At 67.0% G+C, this 15,670-nt stretch carries 26 protein-coding genes; 1 reads left to right on the top strand and 25 read right to left on the bottom strand.

Annotation, left to right across the window (positions count from 1 at the left end; all coding sequences use genetic code 11):
- Positions 1-71 precede the first annotated feature (71 nt).
- On the top strand, positions 72-2,006 hold the full coding sequence (locus KYX17_RS30170) for an acyltransferase family protein (protein WP_243233185.1): 1,935 nt from the start codon (positions 72-74) through the stop codon (positions 2,004-2,006).
- Between the two features lie 118 nt (positions 2,007-2,124).
- Here KYX17_RS30170 and rplQ read toward each other — a convergent pair whose 3' ends face one another.
- From rplQ to rpsS, 25 genes are all read right to left on the bottom strand, one after another.
- Complete coding sequence (gene rplQ, locus KYX17_RS30165; protein ID WP_243233183.1) at positions 2,125-2,667, bottom strand: 50S ribosomal protein L17; 543 nt, start codon at positions 2,665-2,667, stop codon at positions 2,125-2,127.
- A gap of 35 nt (positions 2,668-2,702) precedes the next feature.
- Positions 2,703-3,692, bottom strand: coding sequence for a DNA-directed RNA polymerase subunit alpha (locus KYX17_RS30160; protein WP_137418030.1), 990 nt, complete (start codon positions 3,690-3,692; stop codon positions 2,703-2,705).
- A gap of 125 nt (positions 3,693-3,817) precedes the next feature.
- The gene (gene rpsK, locus KYX17_RS30155; protein ID WP_039395885.1) at positions 3,818-4,216 is read right to left on the bottom strand and encodes a 30S ribosomal protein S11; all 399 of its coding nucleotides are present in this window, start codon (positions 4,214-4,216) and stop codon (positions 3,818-3,820) included.
- 33 nt (positions 4,217-4,249) lie between these two features.
- Positions 4,250-4,624: a 30S ribosomal protein S13 gene (rpsM, locus tag KYX17_RS30150; protein WP_137418031.1), complete on the bottom strand. Its 375-nt coding sequence runs from the start codon at positions 4,622-4,624 to the stop codon at positions 4,250-4,252.
- A 207-nt stretch (positions 4,625-4,831) separates the two neighbouring features.
- Positions 4,832-4,948 carry a 50S ribosomal protein L36 gene (gene rpmJ, locus KYX17_RS30145; RefSeq protein WP_005050492.1) on the bottom strand — a complete coding sequence of 39 codons (117 nt, stop codon included), beginning with the start codon at positions 4,946-4,948 and terminating at the stop codon, positions 4,832-4,834.
- Positions 4,949-5,006: 58 nt separating this feature from the next.
- Complete coding sequence (gene infA, locus KYX17_RS30140; protein WP_017201569.1) at positions 5,007-5,228, bottom strand: translation initiation factor IF-1; 222 nt, start codon at positions 5,226-5,228, stop codon at positions 5,007-5,009.
- A gap of 167 nt (positions 5,229-5,395) precedes the next feature.
- Complete coding sequence (locus tag KYX17_RS30135) at positions 5,396-6,067, bottom strand: DsbA family protein (RefSeq protein WP_243233182.1); 672 nt, start codon at positions 6,065-6,067, stop codon at positions 5,396-5,398.
- An 11-nt stretch (positions 6,068-6,078) separates the two neighbouring features.
- Positions 6,079-6,906 (bottom strand): type I methionyl aminopeptidase, encoded by an 828-nt coding sequence (gene map / locus KYX17_RS30130; RefSeq protein ID WP_308220989.1) that lies wholly within the window; start codon positions 6,904-6,906, stop codon positions 6,079-6,081.
- Positions 6,907-6,909: 3 nt separating this feature from the next.
- The gene (locus tag KYX17_RS30125; RefSeq protein ID WP_243233180.1) at positions 6,910-7,500 is read right to left on the bottom strand and encodes an adenylate kinase; all 591 of its coding nucleotides are present in this window, start codon (positions 7,498-7,500) and stop codon (positions 6,910-6,912) included.
- Positions 7,497-8,822, bottom strand: a complete 1,326-nt coding sequence (secY, locus tag KYX17_RS30120; RefSeq protein ID WP_137418035.1) for a preprotein translocase subunit SecY — start codon at positions 8,820-8,822, stop codon at positions 7,497-7,499. The genes KYX17_RS30125 and secY overlap by 4 nt, the downstream gene beginning before the upstream one ends.
- Positions 8,823-8,960: 138 nt before the next feature.
- A complete protein-coding gene (gene rplO, locus KYX17_RS30115; protein ID WP_243233178.1) occupies positions 8,961-9,521 on the bottom strand; it encodes a 50S ribosomal protein L15 in 561 nt (186 codons plus the stop codon).
- The gene (rpmD, locus tag KYX17_RS30110; protein WP_137418037.1) at positions 9,521-9,706 is read right to left on the bottom strand and encodes a 50S ribosomal protein L30; all 186 of its coding nucleotides are present in this window, start codon (positions 9,704-9,706) and stop codon (positions 9,521-9,523) included. The genes rplO and rpmD overlap by 1 nt, the downstream gene beginning before the upstream one ends.
- Complete coding sequence (gene rpsE / locus KYX17_RS30105; RefSeq protein ID WP_137418038.1) at positions 9,706-10,398, bottom strand: 30S ribosomal protein S5; 693 nt, start codon at positions 10,396-10,398, stop codon at positions 9,706-9,708. The genes rpmD and rpsE overlap by 1 nt, the downstream gene beginning before the upstream one ends.
- Positions 10,395-10,754: a 50S ribosomal protein L18 gene (gene rplR, locus KYX17_RS30100; protein ID WP_137418039.1), complete on the bottom strand. Its 360-nt coding sequence runs from the start codon at positions 10,752-10,754 to the stop codon at positions 10,395-10,397. The genes rpsE and rplR overlap by 4 nt, the downstream gene beginning before the upstream one ends.
- A gap of 2 nt (positions 10,755-10,756) precedes the next feature.
- Positions 10,757-11,293 (bottom strand): 50S ribosomal protein L6, encoded by a 537-nt coding sequence (rplF, locus tag KYX17_RS30095; RefSeq protein ID WP_137418040.1) that lies wholly within the window; start codon positions 11,291-11,293, stop codon positions 10,757-10,759.
- Between the two features lie 6 nt (positions 11,294-11,299).
- The gene (rpsH, locus tag KYX17_RS30090) at positions 11,300-11,698 is read right to left on the bottom strand and encodes a 30S ribosomal protein S8 (RefSeq protein WP_137418041.1); all 399 of its coding nucleotides are present in this window, start codon (positions 11,696-11,698) and stop codon (positions 11,300-11,302) included.
- An 87-nt stretch (positions 11,699-11,785) separates the two neighbouring features.
- On the bottom strand, positions 11,786-12,376 hold the full coding sequence (rplE, locus tag KYX17_RS30085) for a 50S ribosomal protein L5 (protein WP_243233176.1): 591 nt from the start codon (positions 12,374-12,376) through the stop codon (positions 11,786-11,788).
- Positions 12,376-12,735 (bottom strand): 50S ribosomal protein L24, encoded by a 360-nt coding sequence (gene rplX, locus KYX17_RS30080; RefSeq protein ID WP_137418043.1) that lies wholly within the window; start codon positions 12,733-12,735, stop codon positions 12,376-12,378. The genes rplE and rplX overlap by 1 nt, the downstream gene beginning before the upstream one ends.
- Positions 12,736-12,740: 5 nt before the next feature.
- Positions 12,741-13,109, bottom strand: a complete 369-nt coding sequence (gene rplN, locus KYX17_RS30075) for a 50S ribosomal protein L14 (RefSeq protein WP_045246799.1) — start codon at positions 13,107-13,109, stop codon at positions 12,741-12,743.
- A 34-nt stretch (positions 13,110-13,143) separates the two neighbouring features.
- Entirely contained in the window at positions 13,144-13,476 is a 333-nt protein-coding gene (rpsQ, locus tag KYX17_RS32165; RefSeq protein ID WP_137418044.1) for a 30S ribosomal protein S17, read from the bottom strand.
- The gene (rpmC, locus tag KYX17_RS32160) at positions 13,476-13,787 is read right to left on the bottom strand and encodes a 50S ribosomal protein L29 (RefSeq protein ID WP_137418045.1); all 312 of its coding nucleotides are present in this window, start codon (positions 13,785-13,787) and stop codon (positions 13,476-13,478) included. The genes rpsQ and rpmC overlap by 1 nt, the downstream gene beginning before the upstream one ends.
- Positions 13,787-14,206: a 50S ribosomal protein L16 gene (rplP, locus tag KYX17_RS30060; RefSeq protein WP_137418046.1), complete on the bottom strand. Its 420-nt coding sequence runs from the start codon at positions 14,204-14,206 to the stop codon at positions 13,787-13,789. The genes rpmC and rplP overlap by 1 nt, the downstream gene beginning before the upstream one ends.
- Positions 14,206-14,964 (bottom strand): 30S ribosomal protein S3, encoded by a 759-nt coding sequence (gene rpsC, locus KYX17_RS30055; protein ID WP_137418047.1) that lies wholly within the window; start codon positions 14,962-14,964, stop codon positions 14,206-14,208. The genes rplP and rpsC overlap by 1 nt, the downstream gene beginning before the upstream one ends.
- Positions 14,964-15,359, bottom strand: coding sequence for a 50S ribosomal protein L22 (rplV, locus tag KYX17_RS30050; RefSeq protein ID WP_137418048.1), 396 nt, complete (start codon positions 15,357-15,359; stop codon positions 14,964-14,966). The genes rpsC and rplV overlap by 1 nt, the downstream gene beginning before the upstream one ends.
- A gap of 23 nt (positions 15,360-15,382) precedes the next feature.
- Positions 15,383-15,664 carry a 30S ribosomal protein S19 gene (gene rpsS, locus KYX17_RS30045; protein WP_053546372.1) on the bottom strand — a complete coding sequence of 94 codons (282 nt, stop codon included), beginning with the start codon at positions 15,662-15,664 and terminating at the stop codon, positions 15,383-15,385.
- Between the last annotated feature and the right edge of the window lie 6 nt (positions 15,665-15,670).

The following is a 15,670-nucleotide window of genomic DNA, read 5'->3' as shown; positions in this document are numbered from 1 at the left end:
GGGTGCACCCCACCGGGGCGCCCATGCCCGGATCGTAGAATGGCCGGGCTCCCCCTCCCGGATCCTCCCCCATGATCGCTGACACTCCTCCTGCCCCGCGCGCCCGCTTCGCAGGTCTCGACGGCCTCCGCGCGGTCGCTGTGACCCTCGTCGTGATCTATCACCTGTTTCCCGAATGGTGGATGCGGGGCGGCTTCATCGGTGTCGACGTCTTCTTCGTGATCAGCGGGTTCCTCATCACCTCGATCCTGCTCCGAGAGCGCGATGACACCGGCCGCATCGCGCTCGGGGCCTTCTGGCGCCGGCGTGCCCGGCGGTTGCTGCCGGCGCTCGTGCTCGTCCTGCTGGCGTGCTCGAGCGCGGCATGGCTGATCGGCGGCGACGTGCTCGTGGGGCTTCGGCGGCAGCTCATCGGCGCGCTGGTGTTCGGGTACAACTGGACGGCCGTCGTCGACGGCGCGGACTACTTCGGCTCCGGCAGCGGTGAGCTCTTCCGCAACCTCTGGTCGCTCGCCGTCGAGGAGCAGTTCTACCTCGTCTGGCCGCTGCTGCTGCTCGTGCTCCTGCTGCTTCCCCGCGCCTGGATGCGTGCCGGGGCGGCACTGGTCGCGGCGGCCGCATCCGCGGTCTGGATGGCGGTGGTCGTCGCCTCCGGAGCCGCCGATCCGCTGACACTGGGAGCCCGCGTCACCCGCGCCTACTTCGGCACCGACACCCACTCCTTCGGTCTCCTGCTCGGAGTAGCCGTCGCATTCGCCTGGTGGGCGGCCGTGCGGGTCGAGCGCGGCTGGATGCAGGCTCGTGTCGTTCGCGGTGGCGCGTTGGTGCTGGGGACGGCTGCTCTCGCGGGTCTCGTCCTGCTGGCCACGATCGCTCAGAGTCAGAGCACCGCGACCTTCCCCGGCGCGCTCGTCGCGGCGAGCGTGCTCTCCGCGATCGTGATCGTGGCGGGTGCGTGGCCCGGGTCGCTGCTGGGGCGCGCACTGGATGTCCTCCCCCTGCGGTGGATCGGCGAACGCTCGTACGGCTTGTACCTCTGGCATTGGCCCGTGCTGGTGCTGCTGGTGGCGGCCTCGCAGGGCACGAGCATCGATCGCACCTTCCCGGCGGCCATCGGCGCCGCCGCATTGGCCGTGACGGTGGTCGTGTCCGCACTGTCGTACCGGTTCCTCGAGATGCCGGTGCGTCGCCGCGGCGGAGGTCCGGTCATCGGCGAGCTCCGACAGGCGTTCGCGACCAGCGCGCGCCGCCGTGCGGGAGCCGTGGGCGTCACGGCAGCAGCTGTCCTGCTTGTTGCCGGCACCGCCGGCGCGGTCGCCTCGGCACCTGCGGTCTCCAGCGGCGAGGCCGTGGTCGCCGCCGGCGTGGACGCGCTGCAGAGTCAACCCGCGCCGACGAACACGGGCGGGGATCCCGACGACGACGTCGTCACCGGCGACGAGGTCACCGCCGTCGGCGACTCCGTCATGCTCGCGTCCGCCCCGAGTCTGCTCACCGCGCTACCGGGCGCGGATGTCGACGCCGCCGTATCGCGTCAGATGTACGCGGCACCCGACATCCTGCGCTCCCTCGCGGACTCGGGTCGCCTGCGCGAGTTCGTGGTCCTGGGTCTCGGCACCAACGGGTCGATCTCGCAGCACACGCTCGAGCAGGTGCTGGAGGTCATCGGCCCCGACCGTCAGCTCGTGCTCGTCACGGCGTCCGCACCGCGCTCCTGGATCCCGGGGGTGAACGCCGACCTCGCCGCTTTCGCCCGCACGCATCGCGGTGTGCAGATCGCCGACTGGCAGACGGCGATCGCGCCGCACCCGGATCTGCTCGCCGGCGACGAGGTGCACCCGGGGGATGCGGGCGGCCGGATCTACGCCGATGTCGTCGTCGCGGCACTCACCGAGGCGCAGCGTGCGAAGGCGCGATTCTCCGCGTTCGCCGAGCAGCGCGCCTTCGAGCAGGAGCTGCGCCAGTCGCAGCTGTTCCAGGCGCCCGGCTCGCCTAGCGCAGGCTGAGCGTCCGCGCGCCACGCACGACGGAGAACGTCACCTCAACGGCGCGAACCCCGCGGGATCCGAAGATCACGCGGGGTTCGCGGTGCAAAGGGGCCGGGACGGGTCCCGGCGGGTCCGATTACTCGGACTTCTTCTCCTCCGACTCGGCCGGAGCCTCGTCAGCGGTGGCCTCGGGCGCCTCCTCGACGACAGTCTCCTCGACCGGAGCCTCTTCGACAACCGTCTCCTCGGCGGGAGCGGCCTCGACGGGAGCCTTGTCGGCCTTGGCGGCCTTCTTGGCAGGGGCGGCCTTCTTCTTGGTGACGGGCTCGAGCACGAGCTCGATCACGGCCATGGGAGCGTTGTCGCCCTTACGGTTGCCGATCTTCGTGATACGGGTGTAACCACCCTCACGCTCGGCGACCAGGGGCGCGATCTCGGTGAACAGGACGTGCACGACTTCCTTGTCACCGATGACCGACAGCACGCGACGGCGGGCGTGCAGGTCGCCGCGCTTGCCGAACGTGATCAGGCGCTCGGCGAGCGGACGAAGGCGCTTGGCCTTGGTCTCGGTCGTGGTGATCGACTTGTGGGTGAACAGTGCCGCGGCAAGGTTCGCCAGCAGAAGACGCTCGTGTGCGGGGCCGCCTCCGAGGCGGGGTCCCTTCGTGGGCTTGGGCATTCTCAGTTACTCCAGGATTTCGCGGGTGAGCCGGATCAGGCGTTGTCTTCTTCGTATCCGCCGTAGAAGTGGGCGCCGTCGAAACCGGGCACCGAGTCCTTCAGCGACAGACCGAGCGAGACGAGCTTGTCGCGCACCTCGTCGACCGACTTCTGACCGAAGTTGCGGATGTTCATGAGCTGGGTCTCCGAGAGGGCGACCAGCTCGGACACCGTGTTGATGCCCTCGCGCTTGAGGCAGTTGTACGAGCGCACCGAGAGGTCGAGATCCTCGATGGGCATCGACAGCTCGTTGGAGAGGACGGTCTCGACCGGCGCGGGGCCGATCTCGATACCCTCGGCCTCGACGTTCAGCTCGCGGGCGAGGCCGAACAGCTCGGTCAGGGTGCGACCGGCCGACGCGACGGCGTCGCGCGGGGCGATCGAGGGCTTGGTCTCGACATCCAGCACGAGCTTGTCGAAGTCGGTGCGCTCACCGGCACGGGTGGCCTCGACGCGGTAGCTGACCTTGAGCACCGGGGAGTAGATCGAGTCGATCGGGATCTGACCCGCCTCGGCGTACTCGTTGCGGTTCTGCGTGGCCGACACGTAGCCGCGACCGCGCTCGATCGTCAGCTCGAGCTCGAAACGAGCGGTGTCGTTCAGGGTCGCGATGACCAGCTCGGGGTTGTGCACCTCGACACCGGCCGGAGCCGAGATGTCGGCGGCGGTCACTTCGCCCGCACCCGTCTTGCGCAGGTACGCCGTGATGGGCTCGTCGCGCTCGCTCGAGACGACCAGCTGCTTGATGTTCAGGATGATCTCGGTGACATCCTCCTTCACACCGGGGATGGTGCTGAACTCGTGCAGCACGCCGTCGATGCGGATGCTGGTGACAGCAGCACCGGGGATGGACGAGAGGAGGCTGCGACGCAGCGCGTTGCCGATGGTGTAACCGAAGCCGGGCTCGAGCGGCTCGATGACGAAGCGGCTGCGGAACTCCCCGATCTTCTCCTCGGTCAGAGTGGGACGCTGTGCGATGAGCACGATGTGTTCCTTTCGGCTAAGTGCCCGCTATATGACACTTGCGTGGATGAGGTGTTGAGTTTTTCTCGCGGATGCCGGGGCGCACCGTCAGGCGGCGTGCCCCGGCATCCAGAAGCTGTGAGACGTCAGACGCGGCGACGCTTGGGCGGGCGGCAGCCGTTGTGCGCCTGCGGCGTGACGTCCTGGATCGACCCCACCTCGAGGCCGGCAGCGGTCAGCGAACGGATCGCCGTCTCGCGGCCCGAACCCGGACCCTTCACGAAGACGTCGACCTTCTTGACACCGTGCTCGGCGGCCTGACGGGCGGCCGACTCGGCGGCCATGCCGGCCGCGTACGGGGTCGACTTGCGCGAGCCCTTGAAGCCCACTCCACCCGAGGACGCCCAGCTGATGACAGCGCCGGACGGGTCGGTGATCGAGACGATCGTGTTGTTGAACGTCGACTTGATGTGGGCGTGACCCACGGCGATGTTCTTCTTCTCCTTGCGGCGGGGCTTGCGCGCCGCGGACTTGGCCTGTGCCATGTGCGTGTTCTCCTAAACCCTGGGGGCCGCGCCTTAGCGCGCCTTCTTCTTGCCGGCGACGGTGCGCTTGGGACCCTTGCGCGTGCGGGCGTTGGTCTTCGTGCGCTGACCGCGCACAGGCAGGCCGCGGCGGTGACGCAGGCCCTCGTAGGAGCCGATCTCGACCTTGCGGCGGATGTCGGCGGCGACCTCACGACGAAGATCACCTTCGACCTTGTAGGTGCCTTCGATGTAGTCGCGGAGCGCGACGAGCTGGTCGTCGGTCAGGTCCTTGACGCGGATGCTCTCGTCGATCGAAGTCGCCTTCAGGATCTCGACGGAGCGGGTACGGCCGATGCCGTAGATGTACGTGAGTGCGATCACCACGCGCTTGTCGCGCGGAATGTCGACGCCGGCAAGACGTGCCATGCGGCTCTCCTAGGAGTGAGTGGAGGTGTGGAGCAGGATCGGTGCCCGGGCCTCCGCCCGAGGTGTCCCCCTTACGGGTTCTGATCCTGCCTGTATGCGTATTGAGTTGTGTCTTGGTGCCGAGGTTTCGACTCGGCCGCTGCGCGGCCTCGCTCAACCTTGACGTTCGCGTGTCAATGCCGCTGTGCGGCATTGACACGCCTCACGTCAGCCCTGGCGCTGCTTGTGGCGCGGGTTGGACTTGCAGATGACCATGACGCGTCCGTGACGACGGATCACCTTGCAGTGATCGCAGATCGGCTTGACGCTGGGGTTGACCTTCATGATGCTTCCTGTTCGCTGTCTTCGTGCTCCGAGGCGGAGCCGTTACTTCTCGACCGGATCAGCGGTAGCGATAGACGATGCGGCCGCGGGTGAGGTCGTAGGGCGAGAGCTCCACGACGACGCGGTCCTCGGGGATGATGCGGATGTAGTTCTGCCGCATCTTGCCGGAGATCGTGGCGAGCACCTTGTGCCCGTTGCTCAGCTCGACGCGGAACATCGCGTTGGGCAGAGCCTCGGAGATCACGCCTTCGATCTCGATGACACCGTCTTTTTTAGCCATAGCCTCGCTACCCTCGTGCAGACCGGTCGATCTGCGGTGGATGGGATTCGGTGCCGGAAACGCCTCGACGGCGACACGCCAACGAAGGCGCAAAGCACCAAAGATCAACTATAGGTGATAGAGCCGCTTCGCGCCACTCGGCGAGTGGCGCGAAGGGCGCACCCCGCTCAGGAGATCCTGCTGAGGATGTCGGTCTGCGGGTTGTACGTGATCTGGACGAGGTCTCCGTTCACGCGGAGCGTGGGCGTACCCGTCGCCCCGTCCGGCAGGGACCGCGACTTCGCGAACTTGATGTACTCGTTCGAGGTGATCGCGTTCTCCAGGTCGGAGGTGACATTCACGCCGGCACCGCGGGCGAGATCCACCAGCTGCTCGTCGGTCAGGCCGGTCGAGTTCTCGGCGGGCTGGTTCGCGTACAGCGCCTGCAGGAAGGCGTAGGCGTTGTCAGGGTCGGCGGCGGCCACGGCGTACAACGCGCTCGCGGCGCGGCTGGAGTACTCGGTGCCCTGCGACAGACGGTCCAGGATCGCGACCGGGTAGACGTTCAGCGTGATGTCGCCCGACGCGACGAGGCCCTGGATGGTCTCGCCCTCCGTCTGCTCGAACTGGTTGCAGTAAGGGCACATGAAGTCGATGTACGTGTCGACGGTGTGCTCGCCCGTCCCGAAGGAGATCGCCCCCGTGGACGGGTCGATGTTGGATGCCTCGGGCGCCTTGCCCGGGTCCGAAGCCATGTTGTTGAACACGACCACGAGACCTCCGACGGCCACGATGGCGACGACAGCGATGACGCTGATCCAGATCGCGAACCAGTTTGTCTTGCCCTTTGCCGCTGCCATGACGCTCTTTCCTACTCGATTTCGACCGGCTTCACACCATACGGAGCCAGCCCCGCGGCTCCGCCGTCGGGGGCCGTGAGAACCCAGATCCCTCCATCATGGACGGCGACGCTATGTTCCCAGTGGGAGCCGGCTGAGCCGTCGACCGTGGAGACGGTCCAGTCGTCGTCTTCGACGAAGGTCGCCTCGGACCCCGCCACCACCATCGGCTCGATGGCGAGCACCAGACCGGGCTGGATGCGAGGGCCCGGATCCGGGACGCGGTAGTTGAACACCGAGGGCGCCTCGTGCATCTTGCGGCCGATGCCGTGCCCGACATAGTCGCGCAGGATGCCGTACTCCCCCGCCGCCGTGATGTGGTCCTCGACCGCGGCGCCGATCTCACCGATGTGGCGTCCGGTCGCCATCGCGGCGATCCCGGCCCACATGGACCCTTCGGTGACCCGGGACAGCTCTTGCCGTGCTGCGACGAGCTCGGGCCGCTCGGGGTCGGGCAGGACGATCGTGATCGCAGAGTCGCCGTTCCACCCGCGAAACTGCGCCCCGGCGTCGATCGAGACGATGTCACCGGCCTCGAGCACCCGGTCGCCGGGGATCCCGTGCACGACCTGCTCGTTGACCGACACGCACGTGGTGTGGCGGTAGCCGCGCACCAGCTGGAAGTTCGATTCCGCCCCGCGCGCGGTGATCACGGCCGCGGCCGCCGCATCCAACTCGGCCGTCGTCACGCCGGGGGCGATCATCTCGCGCACCGCCTGGAGGGCGGCGGCGGTGATGAGCCCCGGCTCGATCATCTGGCGCAGCTGCGCCGGGGTCTTGTAGATGGAGCGTCGCAGCACGGCTCAGGACGCCGGCGTCAGCCCGCGGGCGATGAGGGCCGTGAGGATGCGCTCGGTGATGACGTCGAGGGAGCCGATGCCGTCGATCGCGACGACGAGACCGCGCTCGCGGTACACATCGAGGATCGGTGCCGTCTCGTTCTCGTAGATGCTCAGGCGGTGCGCGATCACCTCGGCGGTGTCGTCCGTGCGGCCCTGTTCCTCGGCGCGCTTGGTCAGGCGGGCGATGCTCTCCTCGCGGGGCACGTCCAGCTCGATCACGGCGTCGAGGCTCTCCCCGCGCTCTTCCAGGAACGCATCGAGATCACCCACCTGTCCGAGATTGCGGGGGTATCCGTCGAGGAGGAAGCCGGGAGCCGCGTCGTCCTGCGCCAGCCGATCGCGCACGACCGCGCTCGTCAGCTCGTCCGGAACGAGGTTTCCCGCCGCGATGATGGCCTGGACCTGCTGGCCGAGCTCGGTGCCCTCGGAGATGTTCGCCCGGAACACGTCGCCCGTCGACACCGCCGGCACACCGAACGCCTCGGCGATGCGCACGCCCTGGGTACCCTTGCCGGAGCCCTGAGGCCCCACGATCAACAAGCGCGCGGTCATCGCAGGAGCCCTTCGTAGTGACGCTGCTGGAGCTGGGCGTCGATCTGCTTCACGGTCTCGAGTCCGACGCCGACCATGATGAGGATCGAGGTGCCGCCGAACGGGAAGTTCTGGTTGGCACCGACCGTCGCCAGAGCGATCAGCGGGATGAGTGCGACCAGACCCAGATAGATCGAGCCGGGCAGGGTGATGCGGGTGAGCACGTAGTCGAGGTACTCCGCGGTGGGACGGCCGGCACGGATGCCCGGGATGAAGCCGCCGTACTTCTTCATGTTGTCGGCGACGTCGACCGGGTTGAAGGTGATCGCGACGTAGAAGTAGGTGAACCCGACGATCAGCAGGAAGTACAGCAGCCAGTACAGCGGGTGATCGCCGCGCGTGAGGTAGTTCTGGATCCAGACGACCCAGCCCGGCAGCGCGCCATCGGCATCCGGGGTCTGGTTGAACTGCGAGATGAGCGCGGGGATGTACAGGAGCGACGAGGCGAAGATGACCGGCACGACACCTGCCATGTTCACCTTGATCGGGATGTAGGTGTTCGTCCCGCCGTAGGTACGACGGCCCACCATCCGCTTCGCGTACTGCACGGGGATGCGACGTTGCGACTGCTCGACGAAGACCACGAGCGCCACGATCACGACGCCGACCGCGAGCACGAGCAGGAACACCTCGAAACCGCGGGCCTGCCAGATCGACCACATCGCGGCCGGGAAGGTCGCGGCGATCGAGGTGAAGATCAGCAGCGACATCCCGTTGCCGATGCCACGCTCGGTGACGAGCTCGGCGAACCACATGATGAGGCCGGTGCCGGCGGTCATGGTGATGATCATGAGCAGCTGAGCCCACCATGCGTCGTTGGTCAGCAGCTGCTCGCAGGAGGCGACACCGGTGTTGCCGAAGAGCTGGCCGCTGCGCGCGACTGTCACGAGGGTCGTCGATTGCAGCAGGGCGAGGGCGATGGTCAGGTAGCGCGTGTACTGCGTCAGACGCGCCTGGCCCGACTGGCCCTCCTTGTAGAGGGTCTCGAAGTGCGGGATGACCACGCGCAGCAGCTGGACGATGATCGTCGCGGTGATGTAGGGCATGACGCCCAGCGCGAAGATCGACAGCTGCAGAAGCGCGCCGCCCGAGAAGAGGTTGACCAGCGACAGCACGCCCTGCGTGTTCGATGTGTCGGCGAGACACGACTGAACGTTCGGGAAGTCGACGAACGGCGACGGCACGTGCGCACCGAGACGGTACAGCACGATGATGCCCAGGGTGAAAGCGATCTTCCGACGCAGGTCAGGCGTGCGGAACACGCGCGCGATGGCGCTGAACACGTGGATTCCTCCAGAAAGGGTTCCCGGCGCAGGAGGCGCACAGACCACCAGGGTATCCCACCCCGCGCGTGACCGAGCGGCCGCATCCTCCGGGTATGCGACAGGGGCCGGAGATGTCCTCCGGCCCCTGCACGCGGCTTACTTGACGGTGCCGCCCGCGGCGACGATCTTCTGCTCAGCGGAGCCGGAGACCTTGTCGACCTCGACGTTCAGCTTCACCGAGATCTCGCCGGTGCCGAGCACCTTGACCTTCTCGTTCTTCCGAACCGCACCCTTGGCGACCAGGTCGACGACGGTCACGTCGCCACCGGACGGGTACAGCTCCGCGAGCTTGTCCAGGTTCACGACCTGGTACTCGACGCGGAACGGGTTCTTGAACCCGCGCAGCTTCGGGGTGCGCATGTGCAGCGGCATCTGCCCACCCTCGAAGCCGGCCTTGACCTGGTAGCGGGCCTTCTGGCCCTTGGTGCCACGGCCGGCGGTCTTACCCTTGGATCCCTCACCACGACCGACGCGGGTCTTGGCGGTGTTGGATCCGGGGACGGGACGAAGGTGGTGCACCTTCAGCACGCCCGGACGCGCCACGGCGACGTCCTTCTTCTCCGCCTTCGGCGCTGCGGCCTTCTTGGCGGCGGGCTTACGGGTCGTCTTGGCAGCGGGCTTCTCAGCCGTCTGCTCGACGTTCTCGTTCTCAGCCATTAGTCGATCTCCTCAACCTTCACGAGGTGAGCGACGGCCTTGACGTAGCCGCGCGTCTGCGCGTCGTCGGGGCGGACGACCGAGTCGCCGATCCGCTTGAGGCCGAGGCTGCGCAGCGTGTCACGCTGGTTCTGCTTCTCGCTCACCTTGGACTTGACCTGCGTGACCTTCAGACGCTGAGCCATCAGGCACCTACCTTCGATGCGGCCGCGGCCTCAGCCTCGGCGCGAACCAGACGGGCCGGAGCGACCTGATCGAAGTCGAGGCCACGACGCGCGGCCACCTGACGCGGCTCTTCGAGCTGCTTCAGAGCCTCGACGGTCGCGTGCACGATGTTGATCGTGTTCGACGAGCCGAGGGACTTCGAGAGGACGTCGTGGATACCGGCGCACTCGAGCACGGCACGCACGGGGCCACCGGCGATAACACCGGTACCGGCAGCAGCGGGACGCAGCAGGACGACACCCGCGGCGGCCTCACCCTGGACCGGGTGCGGGATGGTCGATCCCGAGCGGGGGACGCGGAAGAAGTTGCGCTTGGCTTCCTCGACACCCTTCGAGATCGCGAGCGGGACCTCGCGGGCCTTGCCGTAGCCGACACCCACCACACCGTTGCCGTCACCGACGACAACGAGAGCGGTGAAGCTGAAGCGACGGCCACCCTTGACGACCTTCGACACACGGTTGATGGTCACGACGCGCTCGAGGAACTGGCTCTCCGAGCGGTCGCGCGACCCGCGGTCACGCTGGTTGGCGTTGCGCTCACGGCCACCGCGACGCGGCTCCCGCTCACGCTCGGCGGGCGCCGTCTCCGTCGCCGCCGCCTGAGTGGCATCGGTCACTTCGGTCTCCTGGTTGGTGTTCGTTGCATCGCTCACAGGTTCAGCCCTCCTTCACGGGCGCCCTCGGCGATCGCGGCGACACGACCGGCGTAGCGGTTGCCGCCACGGTCGAAGACGACGTCGGCCACGCCGGCTGCCTTCGCGCGCTCGGCGACGAGCTCGCCGACCTTGCGGGCCTTCGAGGTCTTGTCACCGTCGAAGCCGCGCAGGTCGGTCTCGAGGGTGGACGCACTGGCCACGGTGTGGCCCTTGCTGTCGTCGACGACCTGCACGAAGACGTGGCGGGCCGAACGGGTCACGACGAGGCGGGGGCGCTCTGCGGTGCCGACGATCTTCTTGCGAAGACGCGAGTGGCGACGAGCGCGGGCCTCGGACTTGGAAGTCACGGCCATGGTTACTTACCAGCCTTTCCGGCCTTGCGCCGGACGACCTCGCCGGCGTAGCGCACACCCTTGCCCTTGTACGGCTCGGGCTTGCGGATCTTGCGGATGTTGGCAGCGGCCTCACCGACGGCCTGCTTGTCGATCCCGCTCACGGTGAGCTTGTTGTTGCCCTCGACCGTGAACGTGATGCCGGCAGGCGGGTCGACCAGGACGGGGTGCGAGAAGCCCAGCGCGAACTCGACGGACGAGCCCTTCTGCGCGACGCGGTAACCCGTGCCGACGACCTCGAGGCCCTTGGTGTAGCCCTGGGTGACGCCGATGATGTTGTTGTTGATGAGCGTGCGGGTCAGGCCGTGAAGCGACCGCGACTCGCGCTCGTCGTCGGGGCGGGTGACGAGAACCTGGTTCTCCTCCACCTTGACCTCGATCGGGTGGGCTGCGGTGAGCGTGAGCTCGCCCTTCGGGCCCTTGACGGAGACATCCTGACCGGACACCGAGACGGTGACGCCGGCGGGGATGTCGATGGGAAGACGTCCGATACGCGACATATCAGGTCACCACACGTAGGCGAGGACTTCCCCACCCACGCCCTTCGACTCGGCCTGACGGTCCGTGAGGAGGCCAGAGGAGGTGGACAGGATCGCGACGCCGAGGCCGCCGAGGACCTTGGGGATCTCGGTCGACTTCGCGTACACGCGAAGGCCGGGCTTCGACACGCGCTTGATGCCGGCGATCGACCGCTCGCGGTTGGGGCCGTACTTCAGCGTGAGCGTCAGCGTCTGGCCGACACGCGCGTCGGTGACCTCCCAGCCGGAGATGTAGCCCTCCTGCTGGAGGATCTCGGCGATGTGGGTCTTGAGCTTGGAGCTCGGCAGCGACACGGAGTCGTGGTGCGCCGAGTTCGCGTTGCGCAGACGGGTCAGCAGATCTGCGACCGGGTCTGTCATCGTCATGATGGTTTTCCTTCGTTCACCAGGTTTCGACCGCCGTTACACGACGGCCGACCTGTGGTGGATGCCGACGGATGTCGGCACGGGGTGTTACGCCTGAGCGTCCGCCTGGCGGAACGGGAAGCCGAGGTGACGCAGCAGAGCGCGACCCTCGTCGTCCGTGTTCGCCGTCGTGACGATCGTGATGTCGAAACCGCGGACGCGATCGATCTTGTCCTGGTCGATCTCGTGAAAGACCGACTGCTCCTGCAGACCGAACGTGTAGTTGCCGTGGCCGTCGAACTGGCGGTCGTTCAGACCACGGAAGTCGCGGATGCGGGGCAGCGCGAGGTTCACGAGACGGTCGATGAACTCCCAGGCGCGGTCGCCGCGCAGGGTGACGTGCGCACCGATGGCCTGGCCCTCACGCAGCTTGAACTGCGCGATGGACTTGCGTGCCTTGGTGACGACCGGCTTCTGTCCGGTGATCTTGGTGAGGTCGTCGACCGCACCATCGATCACCTTGCTGTCGCGAGCTGCCTCGCCGACACCGGTGTTCACGACGACCTTGACCAGGCCGGGGATCTGCATGACGTTCGCGTAGCCGAACTCGTCCTGCATCGCCTTCTTGATCTCGGCGTTGTACTTCTGCTTCAGGCGGGGCTGGGTCTTGCCAGCCTCCACGGCAGTGGCGGTGCTCATCAGAGGTCCTTACCTGACTTCTTCGCGTAGCGCACGCGGACGGTGCGCTTGACGCCGTCCTTGACCTGCTCCTCGACACGGCGGCCGACACGGGTCGGCTTCTTGGTCGAGGGGTCGACGAGGGCGACGTTGGAGATGTGGATGGGGGCTTCGGTCGTCTCGATGCCACCGGTCTTGGTGCCGCGCTGGGTCTGACCGACCCGCGTGTGCTTGGTGACGTAGTTGACGCCCTCGACGATGACGCGGTTCTGCTCGGTCAGGACCTTGCGGACCTTGCCCTGCTTGCCGCGGTCGCCGCCCTTGTCCTGCTTCTTACCAGTGATGACCTGAACCAGGTCACCTGCCTTGATCTTGGCCATGAGGGTCAGATCACCTCCGGAGCGAGCGAGACGATCTTCATGAACTTCTTGTCACGAAGCTCGCGGCCGACCGGGCCGAAGATACGGGTGCCGCGGGGCTCCCCGTCGTTCTTCAGGATGACGGCGGCGTTCTCGTCGAACTTGATGTAGGAACCGTCGGGACGACGGGTCTGCTTGACGGTACGGACGACGACGGCCTTGACCACGTCGCCCTTCTTGACGTTGCCGCCGGGGATCGCGTCCTTGACCGTGGCGACGATGACGTCGCCCAGGCCGGCGTAGCGCCGGTTGGAGCCGCCGAGCACACGGATCGTGAGCAGCTCCTTGGCGCCGGTGTTGTCGGCGACCTTGAGGCGGGATTCGTTCTGAATCACTTGTTACTCCTTGGGTTCCAAGTAAGCCCGAGGCTTACTTGGCCTTCTCGAGGATCTCGACCAGGCGCCAGCGCTTGGTGGCGCTCAGCGGGCGGGTCTCGTTGATGAGCACCAGGTCGCCGATGCCGGCGGTGTTGCCCTCGTCGTGCGCCTTGACCTTGGAGGTGCGGCGGATGACCTTGCCGTAGAGCGGGTGCTTCACGCGGTCCTCGACCTCGACGACGATGGTCTTGTCCATCTTGTCGCTGACGACGTAGCCGCGGCGTGCCTTGCGGTAGCCACGGGCACCGGCGTCACGGACGTCGTGCTCCGAGCTCTCGTGCCCAGCGGTCTGCTCGACCTCTGCAGCCTTCTTCGTGGTGGCCATCACTCAGCCTCTCCTTCGGCGGCGGCCGAGGTGTCCTCGGTCTTCTTCGCCTTCGTCTTCTTCGCCTTCGCCGGCTCAGCGGCGACGGGCGTGGCACGGATGCCCAGCTCGCGCTCGCGGATCACGGTGTAGAGCCGCGCGATGTCGCGCTTGACCGCACGGATGCGGCCGTGGCTCTCGAGCTGGCCGGTTGCCGACTGGAAGCGCAGGTTGAACAGCTCTTCCTTGGCCTTGCGCAGCTCCTCGACGAGGCGCTGGTCTTCGAACGTGTCGAGCTCGCTCGGGGCGAGCTGCTTGGTGCCGATCGCCATTACGCGTCGCCCTCCTCGCGCTTGATGATGCGTGCCTTCAGCGGCAGCTTGTGGATGGCACGGGTCAGCGCCTCGCGAGCGAGCTGCTCGTTGACGCCCGCGACCTCGAAGAGGACGCGGCCCGGCTTGACGTTCGCGACCCACCACTCGGGCGAGCCCTTACCCGAACCCATGCGGGTTTCAGCGGGCTTCTTGGTCAGCGGACGGTCGGGGTAGATGTTGATCCACACCTTTCCACCACGCTTGATGTGACGGGTCATCGCGATACGAGCGGACTCGATCTGACGGTTGGTCACGTAAGCGGGGGTCAGCGCCTGGATGCCGAACTCGCCGAACGACACCTGGGTGCCGCCGGTGGCCTGGCCGTCACGCTTCGGGTGGTGCTGCTTGCGGTACTTGACCTTGCGGGGAATAAGCATCAGGCAGACGCTCCTTCTGCGACGGGGGCCTCGTTGCGGGGGCCACGACGGCGGTCGCCACCACGGTCGTCACGACCGCGGGACTTCGGCGCGTTGGCCTGCTCGCGAGCGAGTTCCTTGTTGGTGAGGTCGCCCTTGTAGATCCAGACCTTCACGCCGATGCGGCCGAAGGTGGTCTTGGCCTCGTAGAAGCCGTAGTCGATGTTCGCGCGCAGGGTGTGCAGGGGCACACGGCCTTCGCGGTAGAACTCCGAACGGCTCATCTCGGCGCCGCCGAGGCGGCCGGAGACCTGGATACGGATGCCCTTGGCGCCGGCGCGCTGAGCGCCCTGCAGGCCCTTGCGCATCGCGCGGCGGAACGCCACGCGAGCGGAAAGCTGCTCGGCGATGCCCTGCGCGACGAGCTGAGCGTCGGCCTCGGGGTTCTTGACCTCGAGGATGTTCAGCTGGATCTGCTTGCCGGTGAGCTTCTCGAGGTCGCCACGGATGCGCTCGGCCTCCGCACCACGACGGCCGATCACGATGCCGGGACGCGCGGTGTGGATGTCGACGCGCACGCGGTCGCGGGTGCGCTCGATCTCGATGTTGCTCACGCCTGCGCGGTCGAGGCTCGACAGCAGGAGCTTACGGATCTTGATGTCCTCGGCCACGTAGTCGGCGTAGCGCTGTCCGGGCTTCGTCGAGTCCGAGAACCACCGCGACACGTGGTCGGTGGTGATGCCGAGGCGGAAGCCGTACGGGTTGACTTTCTGTCCCATTACTTGCTCGCCTTCTTGCTCTGGGCCGGGGCGGTCTCTGCCACCTCGGGCGTCGCCAGGACGACGGTGATGTGGCTGGTGCGCTTCTTGATCTGGAACGCGCGGCCCTGGGCGCGGGGCTGGAAACGCTTGAGCGTCGTGCCCTCGTCGACGAACGCGTTCTTGACGAACAGGTCCTGCTCGTCGAAGAACTCGCCTGCCGCATCCGCCTTCACACGGGCGTTCGCGATCGCCGAGGCGACCAGCTTGTAGATGGGCTCGCTGGCGCTCTGCTGCGCGAACTTCAGGATCGCGAGAGCTTCTTCAGCCTGCTTGCCCTTGATGAGAGCGACGACACGACGAGCCTTCTGAGGGGTCACGCGGATGTGTCGCACGCGTGCGATGGACTCCACCATTTCTTCTCCTCTGCGTCACCGCGTCAGCGGCGACGGCCCTTCTTGTCGTCCTTCACGTGGCCGCGGAAGGTGCGGGTGGGCGCGAACTCGCCCAGCTTGTGACCGACCATGGTCTCGCTCACGAACACAGGGATGTGCTTGCGACCGTCGTGGACCGCGATCGTGTGACCGAGCATCGCGGGCACGATCATGGATCGGCGCGACCAGGTCTTGATGACGTTCTTGGAACCCGCCTCGTTCTGCGAGACAACCTTGCGAAGCAGGTGCTCGTCGACGAAGGGGCCCTTCTTCAGACTGCGTGGCATCTTCTT

This window comes from Microbacterium sp. CIAB417, assembly GCF_022788845.1.
Note: the sequence above shows the minus strand (reverse complement) of the source record. Positions and strands in the feature narration are given on the sequence as shown.

Bases quoted from the DNA above. Each gene is read 5' to 3' on its own strand.
- rpsC (WP_137418047.1), bottom strand. From the start codon at position 14,964: ATGGGACAGAAAGTCAACCCGTACGGCTTCCGCCTCGGCATCACCACC.
- rpmD (WP_137418037.1), bottom strand. From the start codon at position 9,706: ATGGCTCAGCGTCTGAAGGTCACGCAGGTCAAGTCCAAGGTGAGCGAG.
- rpmC (WP_137418045.1), bottom strand. From the start codon at position 13,787: ATGGCGATCGGCACCAAGCAGCTCGCCCCGAGCGAGCTCGACACGTTC.
- rpsM (WP_137418031.1), bottom strand. From the start codon at position 4,624: ATGGCACGTCTTGCCGGCGTCGACATTCCGCGCGACAAGCGCGTGGTG.
- rpsQ (WP_137418044.1), bottom strand. From the start codon at position 13,476: ATGGCCACCACGAAGAAGGCTGCAGAGGTCGAGCAGACCGCTGGGCAC.
- rplF (WP_137418040.1), bottom strand. From the start codon at position 11,293: ATGTCGCGTATCGGACGTCTTCCCATCGACATCCCCGCCGGCGTCACC.
- rplQ (WP_243233183.1), bottom strand. From the start codon at position 2,667: ATGCCCAAGCCCACGAAGGGACCCCGCCTCGGAGGCGGCCCCGCACAC.
- rpsK (WP_039395885.1), bottom strand. From the start codon at position 4,216: ATGGCACAGGCCAAGTCCGCGGCGCGCAAGCCCCGCCGCAAGGAGAAG.
- rpmJ (WP_005050492.1), bottom strand. From the start codon at position 4,948: ATGAAGGTCAACCCCAGCGTCAAGCCGATCTGCGATCACTGCAAGGTG.
- rplE (WP_243233176.1), bottom strand. From the start codon at position 12,376: ATGAGCACCGCCACTGCCGTGGAGGCTGGCAAGACCCAGCCCCGCCTG.
- rplR (WP_137418039.1), bottom strand. From the start codon at position 10,754: ATGGCCGTGACTTCCAAGTCCGAGGCCCGCGCTCGTCGCCACTCGCGT.
- rplX (WP_137418043.1), bottom strand. From the start codon at position 12,735: ATGGCCAAGATCAAGGCAGGTGACCTGGTTCAGGTCATCACTGGTAAG.
- rplV (WP_137418048.1), bottom strand. From the start codon at position 15,359: ATGGTGGAGTCCATCGCACGCGTGCGACACATCCGCGTGACCCCTCAG.
- KYX17_RS30170 (WP_243233185.1), top strand. From the start codon at position 72: ATGATCGCTGACACTCCTCCTGCCCCGCGCGCCCGCTTCGCAGGTCTC.
- rplO (WP_243233178.1), bottom strand. From the start codon at position 9,521: ATGGCTGAGAACGAGAACGTCGAGCAGACGGCTGAGAAGCCCGCTGCC.
- rplP (WP_137418046.1), bottom strand. From the start codon at position 14,206: ATGCTTATTCCCCGCAAGGTCAAGTACCGCAAGCAGCACCACCCGAAG.
- infA (WP_017201569.1), bottom strand. From the start codon at position 5,228: ATGGCTAAAAAAGACGGTGTCATCGAGATCGAAGGCGTGATCTCCGAG.
- KYX17_RS30135 (WP_243233182.1), bottom strand. From the start codon at position 6,067: ATGGCAGCGGCAAAGGGCAAGACAAACTGGTTCGCGATCTGGATCAGC.
- KYX17_RS30125 (WP_243233180.1), bottom strand. From the start codon at position 7,500: ATGACCGCGCGCTTGTTGATCGTGGGGCCTCAGGGCTCCGGCAAGGGT.
- rpsH (WP_137418041.1), bottom strand. From the start codon at position 11,698: ATGACGATGACAGACCCGGTCGCAGATCTGCTGACCCGTCTGCGCAAC.
- rpsS (WP_053546372.1), bottom strand. From the start codon at position 15,664: ATGCCACGCAGTCTGAAGAAGGGCCCCTTCGTCGACGAGCACCTGCTT.